Here is a 12,620-nt window from a genome sequence, read left to right as displayed (position 1 = left end):
CGCTACCCCCGCATCAGCCCGGCGATGAACTCCGGCAGCCAGGGCTGCCTTGCGCGGGTGTTGCGGGCAGCGTGCAGGATGGCGCGCACCTCCGCCACCGTACGGTCGAAGTCGCGGTTCACCAGAACATGGTCGAAATCCGCCCAGTGGGCGATCTCGTCCCGCGCCGCGACCAGGCGGCGGGCGATCTCCGCCTCGCTGTCCTGGGCCCGGCCGCGCAGCCGGCGTTCCAGTTCGGCCATGGAAGGCGGCAGCAGGCAGACGCCGACGACATCGCCGGGCAGCCTTTCGCGCAGTTGCAGGTGGCCCTGCCACTCGATGTCGAACAGCACGTCGCGGCCCTCGGCCAGCGCCTGTTCGACCGCGGCGCGGGGCGTGCCGTAGGACCGGCCGATGAACTTCGCGAACTCCAGGAAGTCATCCTGCGCCACCATGGCGTCGAACTGGTCCTGGGTACGGAAGAAGTAATGCACCCCCTCCAGTTCCCCGGGCCGCGGCGCGCGGGTGGTGGCGCTGACGGACAGCGACAGCTCCGGCTCCATCTCCAGCAAGGCGCGGGAGACGCTGGTCTTGCCGACGCCGGGCGCCGAGGCCAGCACCAGGCAGACGCCGCGCCGGGGCGCGTGGTGGGGGTTATTCGACATTCGCCGCCTGTTCCCGCAGCCGCTCGATCGCCGCCTTCAGCTCCAGCCCCACCCGGGTCAGCGGGATGCTGGCGGATTTGCTGCACAGCGTGTTGGCCTCCCGCACGAATTCCTGCGTCAGGAATTCGAGCTTGCGCCCGATCGCTTTGCCGGAGGCCAGCAGGGTCCGCGCCTCCGTGACATGGGCGCCGAGCCGGTCCAACTCCTCCCGCACGTCGGAGCGCTGCGCCAGCATCGCCACCTCCTGCGCCAGGCGTTCCTCCGGCACCCGGGCGCGGGCGTCGCCCTCGCCGAGCAGGTTCGCCAGATTTTCCAGCAGGCGGGCACGCTGCGCCACCGGCTGGTCGCGCGCCTCCACCGCGGCGGCGTCGCGCAGCGTCGCGATCTCCTCCAGCAGCGTGTCCAGGATTTTCGCGAGTTGCCCGCCCTCGCGGGCGCGGGACGCGACCAGTCCATCCAGCGCCACGGCGAAGGACGTGGCCAGGGCGGCGCGTCGGGCGGCCTCGGCGGCCTCGTCCGGCACCTGTTCCTCGGCCCGCAGCACGCCGGGCAGGGACAGCACCGCCTCCGCGCTCGGCACCGGCGCGCCGGGCAGGCGGGCGGAAACCGCCAGCACCAGGGCGATGGCTGATTCGAGCGCCACCGGGTCCGGCGTCAGCCGTGGCGCCCGGTCCTCCCGCTTCAGGGTCAGGGTGGCGGAGATGTTGCCGCGCTTGACGCGCTGGCCCACCGCCTCCCGCAGCCCGGCCTCGAGCGCATCCAGTCCCGGCGGCAGCCGCAGGCGTAGGTCGAGCCCGCGCCCGTTGACGCTGCGAAGCTCCCAGACGAAGGAGGACCCGTCCGGCAGCGTCCCGCTGTCGCGGGCGAAACCGGTCATCGAGGCGAGGATGCTCATGCGGGCCTTGTCCTCCGGTCCGTGAGGAAGGGCAAGGCATGCAAGATCACCCCTGGCATCCCTGGCAGGGCGTGCTGATCACCGGCGCCAGTTCCGGCCTCGGCCGGGCGCTGGCGGAAGCCTGCGCGGCGCCGGGCGTGACCCTTCACCTGTCCGGCCGCGACCCGGCCCGGCTGGCGGCGACCGAAGCCGCCTGCGCGGCGCGCGGCGCCACGGTGCAGGCCAAGGTGCTGGACGTGACGGATGCGACGGCGATGGCGGATTGGGTGGCGGCGGCCGGGCGGCTGGACCTGGTGATCGCCAATGCCGGGATCTCGGGCGGCACCGGCGGCGATGGCGAACCGGCGGCGCAGGTTTCACGAATTTTCGCAACGAACCTTGGCGGCGTGCTGAACACGGCGTTGCCGGCGCTCGAGAAAATGGCGGGGCAGGCGCTGGGGGCGGATGGGTTGCGCGGACGGGTGGCGGTGGTGGCGTCGCTGGCAGCCTTCGTCGCCGCGCCCAACGCGCCGGCCTATTGCGCCAGCAAGGCGGCGGTGCAGCGCTGGGCGGAGGCGCTGGACGCCACCGAGCGCCGGCGCGGCATCCGCCTGCACGCGATCTGCCCGGGCTATGTCCGCACCCCGATGACGGCGGTAAACACCTTTCCCATGCCGCTGCTGATGACGCCGGAGCAGGCGGCGGCGCGGACGCTGAAGGGCCTGGCCACCGGCCACCTCCGCATCGCCTTCCCGCTCCGGCTCTATGCCATGTCGCGGCTGGTAGGCGCCCTGCCGCCGGGGCTGCGCAACAGGCTGATGACGCTGTTCCCGGCGAAGCCACAAAGCGTGTGAAGCCCTCTCCCCCGTGTAGCGATGAGGGCCTCTGTGCCCTGCTACCGCCGGGAGGTCCCTAGCCACACCCCCGCCAGCACCACCGCGCCGCCGGCCAACACCAACACGGAGGGCCATTCGCCCAGCAGAAGCGCACCCATCCCGGCGGCGAAGGGCGGCTGGATGTAGCCGACCATGGCGGCGTCGGTGACCCGCGCGCGGGCCACCAGCCGCAGGAACATGGTCAGCGGCAGCGCGGAGGTGGCGATGCCCAGCACCGCCAGCACGCCATAGACCCAGCCCGGCTGCACGTAGGATTCGGCGCCGCCGAAGGGCATGGACAGCATCCCGGCGACCAGCCCCGCCACCACCTGCTGCCCCAGCACGATCTGTGGCGCCGCGCCGATCCGTGCCTTGCGGGCATAGACGGTGCCGGTGGCGTAGGACACGCAGGACACCAGGATCAGCACGCCACCCGTGAGCGAGGCGCCGCCGGCCAGTGCATCCGGCCCGATGATCACCGCGATGCCGCAGAAGCCGAGGAACAGCCCTGCCACGCCGCGCCAGCCCGGCAATTCGTCCCGCAGCACCGGCACCGCGATCAGCGCCACCAGCAAGGGCGTGCTGGCATGGATCAGCGCCGCCGGCGCCGCCTCGATGTGGCCGAGGGCGAAAGCGGTCAGTAGGTTCGGAATCCAGCCATTGCAGGTGCCGAGCACCAGGGCCGGGATCAGGTAGCGCCGATACCCCCCGCGCAACTGGCCGGACGCCGCCAGGAAGGCGACAACGGCCAGCGCCGCGAAGCCGCCCCGCACCGCGGCCAGCGCGAAGGGCGACATCTCCGCCGCCACCAGCCGCAGCAGCGGGAAGGAACAGCCCCACAGCCCGCCGATCACCAGCAGCCGCCACCACAGCGCCGGCCCCGTCAGCATCGGACCTGGGTTCATCGGGTCGGCGCCGGAGCGCGGGACCTTTCGATCTGCCGCCAGCGGGCGACGGCGCGGTTGTGCTCCTCCAGCGTGCGGGAGAAGTCGTGCCCGCCGGTGCCGTCGGCGACGAAGTACAGGTAGTCATGCGCTGCCGGCCGGGCCACGGCGCGCAGGCTGTCGCGTCCCGGGCTGGCGATCGGCGCCGGCGGCAGGCCGCGGATGCGGTAGGTGTTGAAGGGGTGGTCGCGTTCCAGGTCGGCGCGGGTCAGCGGCCGGTCCAGCACGCCGCCATCGGCCACGGCATAGGCGGTGGTCGGGTCCGACTGCAGCATCATGCCGCGTCGCAGCCGGTTGACGAAGACGCCGGCGACCTGCGCGCGTTCCTCCCCGCGGCCGGTCTCGCGCTCGACGATGGAGGCCAGGATCAGCGCCTCCCGCGCCGTCTCCAGCGGCAGGTTCTCCGCGCGTTCGGCCCAGATTTCGGCCAAGGCGCGATCCATCGCCTGCTTCGCGCGGCGCACCACGGCGGCGCGACTGTCGCCCCATTGGTAGGCATAGGTCTCGGGCAGGATCTCGCCCTCCGCCACCGGCGGAATCTCGCCCACCAGGCCCTCGGCCTGTTCCAGCAGGGTGGCGATCTGGCGAGCGGTCAGGCCTTCCGGGATGGTCAGGCGGCGCTGCACCGGGCGGCCCTCGCGCAGCACTTCCAGCACCTGGCGCAGGCTGGCGCGGGCAGGGAACTGGAACTCGGCGGCGCGGATCGGGCCCTCTCCACGGGTCAGCCAGGTGGCGGCGAGGAAGGCCATGGGCTGGTCGATGATGCCGCGTTCCGCCAGCGCATCGGCGATCGCCGCGGTGCCGCCGCGCGGCACCACCACCTGCGCCGGCGCCGCCAGCGGCCCCGGCGCCTGCCATTCGCGCAGGGCGTACCACCAGGCACCACCGGCCCCGGCGCCGAGAAGCAGGACGAACAGAAGAAGGGCGATCAGCCGGCGCATGGATAAATCATGCCGCTACCCGGCATCACACCCGACGACCTCAGGCCGCCTTCCGGAAGATGATGCTGGCATTGGTGCCGCCGAAGCCGAAGCTGTTGGACAGCACCGTGTCGATGGGACGCGGCTGCGCCTCATGCGCCACCCGATCGATCACGCTTTCGCGCGATGGATTGTCCAGGTTCAGCGTCGGCGGCGCCACCCCGTCCCGGATCGCCAGGATGGAGAAGATGCCCTCCACCGCGCCGGCCGCGCCGAGCAGGTGGCCGATGGCCGATTTGGTCGAGGACATGGCGAGGCCCTTGGCATCCTCCGCCCACAGCCGCTCCACCGCCTGCAATTCCAAATCGTCGCCCATCGGCGTCGAGGTGCCGTGCGCGTTGACGTACTGGATGTCGGTCGGTGCGATGTTGGCGCTTTTCAGCGCGGCCCGCATGGCGCGATAGGCGCCGTCGCCATCCTCGGTGGGGGAGGTGATGTGGTAGGCGTCGCCGGACATGCCGTAGCCGATCACCTCGGCGTAGATCTTGGCGCCGCGCGCCTTGGCGTGCTCCAGTTCCTCGAGCACCACCACGCCGGCACCCTCGCCCATGACGAAGCCGTCGCGGTCGCGGTCCCAGGGGCGGCTGCCCTTGGTCGGGTTGTCGTTGAAGCCGGTGGACAGGGCGCGGGAGGCGCAGAAGCCGGCCATGCCGATTTCCGCCACCGCGGCCTCGGCGCCGCCTGCCACCATCACGTCGGCGTCGTTCAGCGCGATCAGCCGCGCCGCGTCGCCCAGCGCATGCACGCCGGTGGCGCAGGCCGTGACCACCGCGTGGTTCGGGCCCTTGAAGCCGTATTTGATGGAGACATGGCCGGAGGCCAGGTTGATCAGCGCGGAGGGGATGAAGAAGGGCGAGATGCGCCGAGTCTTGCCCTGGGCGATCAGCGTCGACGCTTCGTAGATCGTCGGCAGGCCGCCGATGCCGGAGCCGATCATCACGCCGGTACGGCAGCGGTCCTCCTCGGCATCCTCGCCGGGCATCCAGCCGCTGTCCTCGACCGCCTCGGTGGCCGCCACCAGCGCGAGCTGGATGAAGCGGTCCATCTTCTTCTGGTCCTTGGTCGGGATCCACTCGTTGATGTCGAGCTTGCCCTCGGCCTTGGTGCCGACCGGAATCTGGCCGGCGATCTTGGCCGTCAGGGCGCTGACGTCGAAGTTCTGGATCGCCGCCAGCCCGCTTTCGCCGGCCAGCATGCGCTTCCAGACATTCTCGACCCCGAGGCCGAGGGGGCAGGCGATACCCATGCCCGTGACGACAACGCGCCGCGGCGCAACGAGATGACCGAACACCGCTGCTTCCCCTACCTGCCTACGCCAGCCATTGAAGTCAGGCGGACTTCTGCTTCTCGATGTAGTCGATCGCGTCCTTCACGGTCGTGATCTTCTCGGCGGCGTCGTCCGGGATCTCGACCCCGAAAGCCTCCTCGAAGGCCATGACCAGCTCGACGGTGTCGAGGCTGTCCGCGCCTAGATCGTCGATGAACGACGCCTCGGTGGTCACCTTCGACTCCTCGACGCCGAGGTGTTCCACAACGATCTTCTTCACCTTGTCGGCGGTGTCGCTCATCCCGCGATGTCTCCTGCTGGTCGGTGCCGTGCCGCGCATCTCGCCGCCGGGGTCCAGTCCATGGGTCGACCATGGGTTCCGGGGGCGGCGCGGCTTAACATGGAAGCGTCACTTGGCCTAGGCGCCCCTGCGACGCAAGCGGGCCGGCGGATGGCTTGCCTGCTTTTTCGGCGCAATGGGGTGACAAATCATTCCTCCGGGTTTCGCGACGAGCCTTCAGATCATCGCCATGCCGCCATTCACATGGATGGTCTGGCCGGTGACCCACCCCGCCTCGGCACTGGCCAGGTAGGCGACGGCGGCCGCCACATCCTCTGGCGCCCCCATCCGCTGGGTCGGGATCTTCGTCAGCAGGGCGGTGCGGGCGGCCTCCGGCAGTGCATCCGTCATCGCCGTCTTCACGAAGCCCGGCGCCACCACGTTCACCGTGACACCACGGGTCGCAACTTCCTGGGCGAGCGACTTGCTCATCCCGATGAGCCCGGCCTTGGCGGCGGCATAGTTGGCCTGGCCGGCATTGCCGGTGACGCCGACGATGCTGGCGATGGACACGATCCGCCCGGACCGGCGCTTCATCATCCCCCGCAGCGCGGCGCGGGCCAGGCGGAACGGGGCCGTCAGGTCCACCTCGATCACCGCGTTCCAGTCGGCATCGCCCATGCGCAGCGCCAGCATGTCCCGCGTCATCCCGGCATTGTTCACCAGGATGTCGAGCGGCCCGAGCGCGGCCTCCACCGCCTCCACCAGCGCCGCCGGCGCGGCGGGGTCGGCGAGATCGGCGGGCGCCACATGCACCCGGTCTCCCAGCAACGCGGCCAGCGAGGCCAGCTCCGCCTCCCGCCGCCCGGTGATGGCGACCTTGGCACCCTGGGCATGCAGTGCGGTGGCGATGGCGGCGCCGATGCCGCCGGTGGCGCCGGTGACGAGGGCCACCTTGCCGGTCAAGTCGAACATCAGGCGTCTCCGTCCGTCAGGCGCTTCATCAGGTAGTGCCGGCTGTGGCCGGGCGGATAGTCCTCCAGCGTCGCGAACAGCCGGAAGCCGAGCGATTCGTAGAACGGCCGGGCCTGGAAACTGAAGGTATCCAGCCAGATGCCGGTGCAGCCGCGCGCGCGGGCCACCGCCTCCGCGCGCCGCATCAGCACCCGCCCAAGCCCCTGGCCACGCAGGTCCTCGGGCAGGTGCAGCAGGTTCACATACATCCAGCCATAGAAGATGCGCGCATTAAGCCCGCCGAGCGCCGCCGCCTCGCCGGGCCGGCGGACCACCAGGGTGAGGCTCGCGGGGTTGCCGGGCCCGGCCTGCGGCTCGGCATGGGCGGAGAGGCCGGCGAGCAGCACCGGGATCGCCGGATCGGCCTCCGCCGCGGATTCGGTGATGGTGACGCGCGGCGCGGCGGCATCGGGCCAGGGCTCGGCCGCGGAGAGCGCGGTATCCAGGCGCTTCGCCATGCTGAATCGGGTCTGGCCTGGGGGGCAATCGTCGATCTGCCCAACCAGGCGAAAACCCTGCCGCTCGTAGAAGCCGCGCGCCTGGAAGGTGTAGGTGTCCAGCCGCACGCCGATGCAGCCGCGCCGCAGTGCCTCGGCTTCCGCCGCCGCCAGCAGCCGGCTGCCCCATCCGGCGCCGCGGAGCGCCGGCGGAACGGCGAGGTTCTCCACATACAGCCAGGACCACGCGGTGCGGCCGACCAGCCCGCCGATCACCTGCGCCGACCCGTCCCGCAGCAGCACCGCCAGCTTGCGGCCATCATGCGGGAAGCCGGAGTCGGTGTTGAAGGCGCGCAGCGCCTCCCGCGCCGCGGCTTCCTCGGCCTCGCTCGGCTGCGAGGTCAGGTCATACCAAATCGCCGTCACAGCGACCGGAGAAAGGCTTCGATCTCCGCCGGCCCGCCGATGGCACTGGCCTTCGCCTCCGGAGCCAGGCGCTTCATCAGTCCGGTCAGCACCCGGCCGGCGCCGATCTCGACGAACTGGTCGCAGCCCATGGCACCCATGGCCAGGATGCATTCGCGCCAGCGAACCGTGCCGGTCACCTGGCGCACCAGCAGGTCGCGGATCATGGTGGGGTCAGTGGCCTTGGCAGCCGAGACATTGGCGACCAGCGGTACCAGCGGCGCGCGCAGGTCGGCCCCGGCCAGCGCCTCGGCCATGGCATCTGCGGCGGGCGCCATCAGCGCGCAGTGGAAGGGGGCGGAGACCGGCAGCTTCATGGCGCGCTTCACGCCGGCCGCCTTGGCGCCCTCGATGGCGCGGTCCACCGCGGCGGCGTGGCCCGAGATCACGATCTGGCCGCCGCCATTGTCGTTGGCGATCTCGACCACCTGCCGCGCCTCGGTCAGCGGGTCCAGCGCGGCCTCGGCGCAGATCGCGCGGGCCTGTTCGAGCTCGGCGCCGAGCAGCGCCGCCATGGCGCCCTCGCCGGCCGGCACCGCCTGCTGCATGGCATCGCCGCGCAGCCGCAGCAGCCGGGCGGCGGTGGCAAGCGACAGGCTGCCGGCGGCGGCCAGTGCCGAATACTCGCCGAGCGAATGGCCGGCGACCAGGGCGACGCGGGCTTTCAGGTCGAAGCCGCCCTCCGTCTCCAGCACCCGCAGCACCGCGAGGGACATCGCCATCAGCGCCGGCTGGGCGTTGGCGGTCAGGGTCAGGTCTTCCGGCGGCCCCTCGAACATCAGCTTGGACAGCTTCTGCTTCAGGGTTTCGTCGACCTCCTGGAACACTTCGCGGGCGGCCGGGAAGGCGGCGGCGAGGTCGCGCCCCATGCCGGGCGCCTGGCTGCCCTGGCCGGGAAAGGTGAAGGCGAGCGCCATTTTTGTGTACTTGACCCTGTCCAAACCGTCCGCGCGGCCTAGGGCCGGCGCGGGGGGGCCGTCAACCCGGATAAATCCAATCCTGGACTCGCCGCCCCCGCCATGCTTTACGCCGCCCTCCCCTGCCGGGACCCGAGGCATCGGTCCCGGCTATGCCCATTCGTGCGCGTTCCAGGCATGGTGCCCGGGGCCGCGGGGCTGAGACAGCCGGAGGGAATCGGATGCCCTTGTATGAATGCGTGCTGATTGCACGCAACGACGTCACGCAGGCACAGGTCGAGGCGATCGCCGACCAGATGCAGGCGACGCTCACCGAACTCAACGGCGGCGAGATCAAGAAGCGGGAATACTGGGGCCTCCGTGGCCTCGCCTACCGCATCAAGAAGAACCGCAAGGCCCACTACATGCTGCTCGGCCTGGACGCCACGCCGTCCGCGCTGCTCGAGGTCGAGCGCCAGCTCGGCCTGAACGAGGACGTCCTGCGCAGCCTGACGCTGCGGATCGACGCGATCGACGAGGCGCCCTCCGCCATCCTCGCGCGCCGGTCCGACGACCGCGAGCGGGACCGTGGCTTCCGCGGCCCGCGCCCGGCCGGCCGCTTCGGCTCCGGCCGCACCGGCGGGCGTGAGCGCGACGACCGCGAGGAATACCGTGCACGTCCGCGCGACGAGATGGACGGCGGCCCGATGGGCGGCCAGATGGGCGAGGAATAAGCAGCCATGTCCGACAGCAACGAAGAGATCTCCCTCAACCCGGCGATGCGGCGCCCGGCCGTCGGCGCCCGCCGGCCGTTCTACCGCCGCCGCAAGTCCTGCCCCTTCTCCGGCCCGAACGCGCCGAAGATCGACTACAAGGACGTGCGCCTGCTGTCCCGCTTTCTGAGCGAGCGCGGCAAGATCGTGCCGAGCCGCATCACGGCGGTCTCCGCCAAGAAGCAGCGCGAGCTGGCCAACGCCATCAAGCGCGCCCGCTTCCTGGCGCTGCTGCCCTACGTCATCAACGACTAGGCTTCGCGTGATGGCCGACGAGATGGACCGCGGGACTGGCCAGGGGGGACGCATCGCGTCCGACCCGCGCCTGCTCGCGGCCATCGCCGCCGGCCTGATCTCCGCGACGCTGGCGCTTTGGGCCTTCCGCGGCCTGCCGGGCGGGGCCTTCGCGCTGTGGCTGGTCTCCCTGCCGCTGTTCATGGCGGGTATCGGCTTCGGCGGCTTCGCGCTGCTGGCGGCGCTCGGCGTCGCCGGGCTGGCGCTGCTGCTGGTCGGCAGCAGCCTGGGGCTTGGCCTGTACCTGGCGCTGTTCGGCGTGCCGGTGGCGCTGCTGGTGCTGGCGGCGGGGCGGGACCGGTCGCTCGGCCTGTCCTTCGCCCTGCTCGGCCTGATCCCGGCGGCCGGCGTGCTGCTGGCGGCCGTGCTGCTGGCCGATGCCGATGGCGGGCTGGAAGGCGCGATGCGGGAGGCGGCGGAGGTTGGTCTTGCCCGCATGGGCCTGCCGGTCTCCGACGGGCTGGTTGAGGAGCTGGTGCGGGTGAAGGCAGCCGCCATCGGCTTCTGGGTCGCCATGGCCCTGCTGGTGAACGCCGCTGCCGCCGCGTCCGTGCTGGTGCGCACCGGGGTCATCCCGGCCGCGCCGGCCTGGCGCGAGGCGCGGCTGCCCGGCTGGTATCCGCTGCTGCCGGCGATCGCCTGCGGCTTCTGGCTGGCGGCGGAGGAAGGCGGCGATGCCGTGACCCTGTCGCTGGTGCTGGTGCTGCTGGTGCCGGTCTTCCTGCATGGGCTGGCCGGCCTCCACCGCGCCACCCAGGCCCTCCGGGGCCGTCAATTCGTGCTGGGCGGCGCCTACATGGCGCTGCTGCTGATTTCCGTGCCTGTGGCGCTCGGCGTCGCCGGCTACGGCTTCTACGATATTCTCAATGGAAACCGGGCCCGGCGCGCTGCGCCTCCCCGAAGCTGAACGGTGCAGCCATGATCGAAGTCATCCTGATGCAGCGGGTCGAGAAGCTCGGCCAGATGGGCGAGCTGGTGAAGGTCCGGCCCGGCTATGCGCGCAACTTCCTCCTCCCCGGCGGCAAGGCCATCCGGGCGAACAAGGACAACCTGGCGCGGTTCGAGCGTGAGCGCGCCCAGCTCGAGGCGCAGAACCTGAAGCGCCGCGGCGAGGCCGAGCGCGTGGCGGAACGGGTGCACGGCCTGACCGTCACCCTCATCCGCTCTGCCGGCGAGAGTGGCGGCCTGTACGGCTCCGTCTCCGGCCGCGACATCGCCGACGCGTGCAAGGAGTCCGGCCTGACGCTGGAGCGCAGCCAGATCCTGCTGGAGCAGCCGATCAAGCAGCTCGGCCTGTCCCAGGTGCGCGTCGCGCTGCACCCGGAAGTGGTGATCGAGGTGGGCGTCAACATCGCCCGCTCCCTCGAGGAAGCCGAGAAGCAGGCCCGCGGCGAGGATCTGCGCGCCGCCGACCAGGCCGAGGAGGAAAGCCTGGAGGCCGAGCTGGCCGCTGAGCTCGCCGAACTCGGCGCCGCCGCCGACCGCGACTGACCCGCCGGCGGGTGGGCCGCTCGGCCCGCCCGCTGGATTTCGCCCGGCGGATTGCCAATATCGGCTCCGCCGGGGCCCGGCTGGATGCCATGCGTGGCCCCGAGAGGGGGGTGCCATGCTCCATGCCGTCCTCGATGCCATGCTCGCCCGCGCCATCCGCCATGGCCGATTGGCCGTCGAGTATCCGGATGGCCGCATCCGCCGCTACGGCGACGATAGTGGCCCGGAAGCGGGCTTCCGCATCGGCACGCGCCGCGCCGCCTGGCGCCTTGTCGCCAACCCCGGCCTCTCCTTCGGCGAATCCTACATGTCCGGAGAGATCGAGCCACGGGATTGTGGGCTGATCGAGCTGCTCGACCTGCTGATGCGGAACATGCACCGCCGGGTGACGCACCCTGTGGAGGCTGCGCTGGAGTTCGGGCGCTGGTCACGCCGGCGGATCGACCAGTTGAACCCGGCGGCGCGAGCCCGGCTCAACGTCGCGCACCACTACGATCTCAACGGTCGCCTCTATGCCCTGTTCCTGGACCGGGACCGCAACTACTCCTGCGGCTATTTCCGCACCGGGACGGAGACGCTGGAGGAAGCCCAGGCCGCCAAGAAGCGGCACATCGCCGCCAAGCTGCGCCTCGACCGCCCGCCCGGCGCGCCGCCGCTGGAGGTGCTGGACATCGGCTGCGGCTGGGGCGGGATGGCGCTGACCCTGGCACGCGATTTTGGCGCCCATGTCACCGGCATCACCCTGTCGCGGGAGCAACTGGCGGAATGCCGCCGGCGCGCGGCGGAGGCCGGCCTGTCCGACACCTGCCGCTTCGAGCTGATGGATTTCCGCGAATGGACCCGGCCGGTGGACCGCATCGTGTCCATCGGCATGTTCGAACACGTCGGCATCACCCACTACGGCCGCTTCTTCCGGATGATCCACCAGGCGCTGCGCCCGGACGGTGTCGCCCTGGTGCATGCCATCGGCCGCAGCGACGGGCCGGGCAGCACCAACCCCTGGCTGACGAAATACATCTTCCCCGGTGGCTACTCCCCGGCCCTGTCGGAGGTGCTGCCGGTTGTGGAGCGCAGCGGCTTGTGGGTCACGGACCTCGAGATCCTGCGCCTGCACTATGCCCTGACCCTGCGCGAATGGCGGCGCCGTTTCGCCGCGAACCGGGATGCCATCCAATCCCTGTATGACGAGCGCTTCTGCCGCATGTTCGAATTCTATCTCGCCGCCAGCGAGGCATCCTTCCGCCACGGCGGCCTGATCAACTGGCAATTGCAGCTCACCCGGAATGTTGAAACCCTGCCGCTGACCCGCGACTACATGCAGGAGGCGGAACGTTCCCTGCTGCCCGTCTGAAATCCACCCCCGTTATCCACAGCCATCCACAGGCA

At 71.2% G+C, this 12,620-nt stretch carries 15 protein-coding genes; 6 read left to right on the top strand and 9 right to left on the bottom strand.

Annotated elements, in window-relative coordinates; translation table 11 throughout:
- Positions 1-2: 2 nt before the first annotated feature.
- Both gmk and ACLF3G_RS16135 read right to left on the bottom strand, forming a co-directional pair.
- Entirely contained in the window at positions 3-644 is a 642-nt protein-coding gene (gmk, locus tag ACLF3G_RS16140) for a guanylate kinase (protein WP_430670418.1), read from the bottom strand.
- A complete protein-coding gene (locus ACLF3G_RS16135; RefSeq protein ID WP_430670417.1) occupies positions 634-1,539 on the bottom strand; it encodes a YicC/YloC family endoribonuclease in 906 nt (301 codons plus the stop codon). Before ACLF3G_RS16135 ends, gmk begins: the two co-directional genes overlap by 11 nt.
- 38 nt (positions 1,540-1,577) lie before the next feature.
- On the opposite strand from ACLF3G_RS16135, the gene ACLF3G_RS16130 reads away from it, so the two are divergent.
- Complete coding sequence (locus ACLF3G_RS16130; protein ID WP_430670416.1) at positions 1,578-2,372, top strand: SDR family NAD(P)-dependent oxidoreductase; 795 nt, start codon at positions 1,578-1,580, stop codon at positions 2,370-2,372.
- Between the two features lie 41 nt (positions 2,373-2,413).
- On the opposite strand, the gene ACLF3G_RS16125 is transcribed toward ACLF3G_RS16130, so the two are convergent.
- The 7 genes from ACLF3G_RS16125 to fabD form a co-directional block, all read right to left on the bottom strand.
- The gene (locus ACLF3G_RS16125; protein ID WP_430670415.1) at positions 2,414-3,298 is read right to left on the bottom strand and encodes a DMT family transporter; all 885 of its coding nucleotides are present in this window, start codon (positions 3,296-3,298) and stop codon (positions 2,414-2,416) included.
- On the bottom strand, positions 3,295-4,278 hold the full coding sequence (gene mltG / locus ACLF3G_RS16120; RefSeq protein ID WP_430670414.1) for an endolytic transglycosylase MltG: 984 nt from the start codon (positions 4,276-4,278) through the stop codon (positions 3,295-3,297). Before mltG ends, ACLF3G_RS16125 begins: the two co-directional genes overlap by 4 nt.
- A 40-nt stretch (positions 4,279-4,318) precedes the next feature.
- Positions 4,319-5,608 (bottom strand): beta-ketoacyl-ACP synthase II, encoded by a 1,290-nt coding sequence (fabF, locus tag ACLF3G_RS16115; protein WP_430670413.1) that lies wholly within the window; start codon positions 5,606-5,608, stop codon positions 4,319-4,321.
- Between the two features lie 37 nt (positions 5,609-5,645).
- The gene (locus tag ACLF3G_RS16110) at positions 5,646-5,885 is read right to left on the bottom strand and encodes an acyl carrier protein (RefSeq protein WP_092963667.1); all 240 of its coding nucleotides are present in this window, start codon (positions 5,883-5,885) and stop codon (positions 5,646-5,648) included.
- Between the two features lie 216 nt (positions 5,886-6,101).
- Positions 6,102-6,839, bottom strand: coding sequence for a 3-oxoacyl-[acyl-carrier-protein] reductase (gene fabG / locus ACLF3G_RS16105; protein WP_430670412.1), 738 nt, complete (start codon positions 6,837-6,839; stop codon positions 6,102-6,104).
- Entirely contained in the window at positions 6,839-7,741 is a 903-nt protein-coding gene (locus ACLF3G_RS16100) for a GNAT family N-acetyltransferase (protein ID WP_430670411.1), read from the bottom strand. The genes fabG and ACLF3G_RS16100 overlap by 1 nt, the downstream gene beginning before the upstream one ends.
- Positions 7,738-8,697 (bottom strand): ACP S-malonyltransferase, encoded by a 960-nt coding sequence (gene fabD, locus ACLF3G_RS16095; RefSeq protein ID WP_430670410.1) that lies wholly within the window; start codon positions 8,695-8,697, stop codon positions 7,738-7,740. The genes ACLF3G_RS16100 and fabD overlap by 4 nt, the downstream gene beginning before the upstream one ends.
- Positions 8,698-8,918: 221 nt before the next feature.
- Between fabD and rpsF the strand changes: the two genes are divergently transcribed.
- The 5 genes from rpsF to ACLF3G_RS16070 all read left to right on the top strand — a co-directional run bounded on the left by rpsF (position 8,919) and on the right by ACLF3G_RS16070 (position 12,585).
- Positions 8,919-9,410 carry a 30S ribosomal protein S6 gene (gene rpsF, locus ACLF3G_RS16090; protein WP_430670409.1) on the top strand — a complete coding sequence of 164 codons (492 nt, stop codon included), beginning with the start codon at positions 8,919-8,921 and terminating at the stop codon, positions 9,408-9,410.
- 6 nt (positions 9,411-9,416) lie between these two features.
- On the top strand, positions 9,417-9,704 hold the full coding sequence (gene rpsR / locus ACLF3G_RS16085) for a 30S ribosomal protein S18 (RefSeq protein ID WP_430670408.1): 288 nt from the start codon (positions 9,417-9,419) through the stop codon (positions 9,702-9,704).
- Positions 9,705-9,714: 10 nt separating this feature from the next.
- The gene (locus tag ACLF3G_RS16080; protein WP_430670407.1) at positions 9,715-10,650 is read left to right on the top strand and encodes a hypothetical protein; all 936 of its coding nucleotides are present in this window, start codon (positions 9,715-9,717) and stop codon (positions 10,648-10,650) included.
- 11 nt (positions 10,651-10,661) lie between these two features.
- Entirely contained in the window at positions 10,662-11,234 is a 573-nt protein-coding gene (gene rplI, locus ACLF3G_RS16075) for a 50S ribosomal protein L9 (RefSeq protein WP_430670406.1), read from the top strand.
- Between the two features lie 115 nt (positions 11,235-11,349).
- Positions 11,350-12,585 carry a class I SAM-dependent methyltransferase gene (locus ACLF3G_RS16070; RefSeq protein ID WP_430670405.1) on the top strand — a complete coding sequence of 412 codons (1,236 nt, stop codon included), beginning with the start codon at positions 11,350-11,352 and terminating at the stop codon, positions 12,583-12,585.
- The last annotated feature ends 35 nt before the right edge of the window (positions 12,586-12,620 follow it).

The organism is Falsiroseomonas sp. HC035, assembly GCF_050563525.1.
Taxonomy (GTDB): Bacteria; Pseudomonadota; Alphaproteobacteria; order Acetobacterales; family Acetobacteraceae; genus Falsiroseomonas.
Note: the sequence above shows the minus strand (reverse complement) of the source record. Positions and strands in the feature narration are given on the sequence as shown.

Excerpts from the sequence above, each read along its gene's own strand:
- rpsF (WP_430670409.1), top strand. The coding sequence starts at position 8,919 with ATGCCCTTGTATGAATGCGTGCTGATTGCACGCAACGACGTCACGCAG.
- gmk (WP_430670418.1), bottom strand. The coding sequence starts at position 644 with ATGTCGAATAACCCCCACCACGCGCCCCGGCGCGGCGTCTGCCTGGTG.
- ACLF3G_RS16080 (WP_430670407.1), top strand. The coding sequence starts at position 9,715 with ATGGCCGACGAGATGGACCGCGGGACTGGCCAGGGGGGACGCATCGCG.
- ACLF3G_RS16125 (WP_430670415.1), bottom strand. The coding sequence starts at position 3,298 with ATGAACCCAGGTCCGATGCTGACGGGGCCGGCGCTGTGGTGGCGGCTG.
- ACLF3G_RS16110 (WP_092963667.1), bottom strand. The coding sequence starts at position 5,885 with ATGAGCGACACCGCCGACAAGGTGAAGAAGATCGTTGTGGAACACCTC.
- ACLF3G_RS16070 (WP_430670405.1), top strand. The coding sequence starts at position 11,350 with ATGCTCCATGCCGTCCTCGATGCCATGCTCGCCCGCGCCATCCGCCAT.
- ACLF3G_RS16135 (WP_430670417.1), bottom strand. The coding sequence starts at position 1,539 with ATGAGCATCCTCGCCTCGATGACCGGTTTCGCCCGCGACAGCGGGACG.
- rpsR (WP_430670408.1), top strand. The coding sequence starts at position 9,417 with ATGTCCGACAGCAACGAAGAGATCTCCCTCAACCCGGCGATGCGGCGC.
- rplI (WP_430670406.1), top strand. The coding sequence starts at position 10,662 with ATGATCGAAGTCATCCTGATGCAGCGGGTCGAGAAGCTCGGCCAGATG.
- ACLF3G_RS16130 (WP_430670416.1), top strand. The coding sequence starts at position 1,578 with ATGCAAGATCACCCCTGGCATCCCTGGCAGGGCGTGCTGATCACCGGC.
- mltG (WP_430670414.1), bottom strand. The coding sequence starts at position 4,278 with ATGCGCCGGCTGATCGCCCTTCTTCTGTTCGTCCTGCTTCTCGGCGCC.
- fabD (WP_430670410.1), bottom strand. The coding sequence starts at position 8,697 with ATGGCGCTCGCCTTCACCTTTCCCGGCCAGGGCAGCCAGGCGCCCGGC.
- fabG (WP_430670412.1), bottom strand. The coding sequence starts at position 6,839 with ATGTTCGACTTGACCGGCAAGGTGGCCCTCGTCACCGGCGCCACCGGC.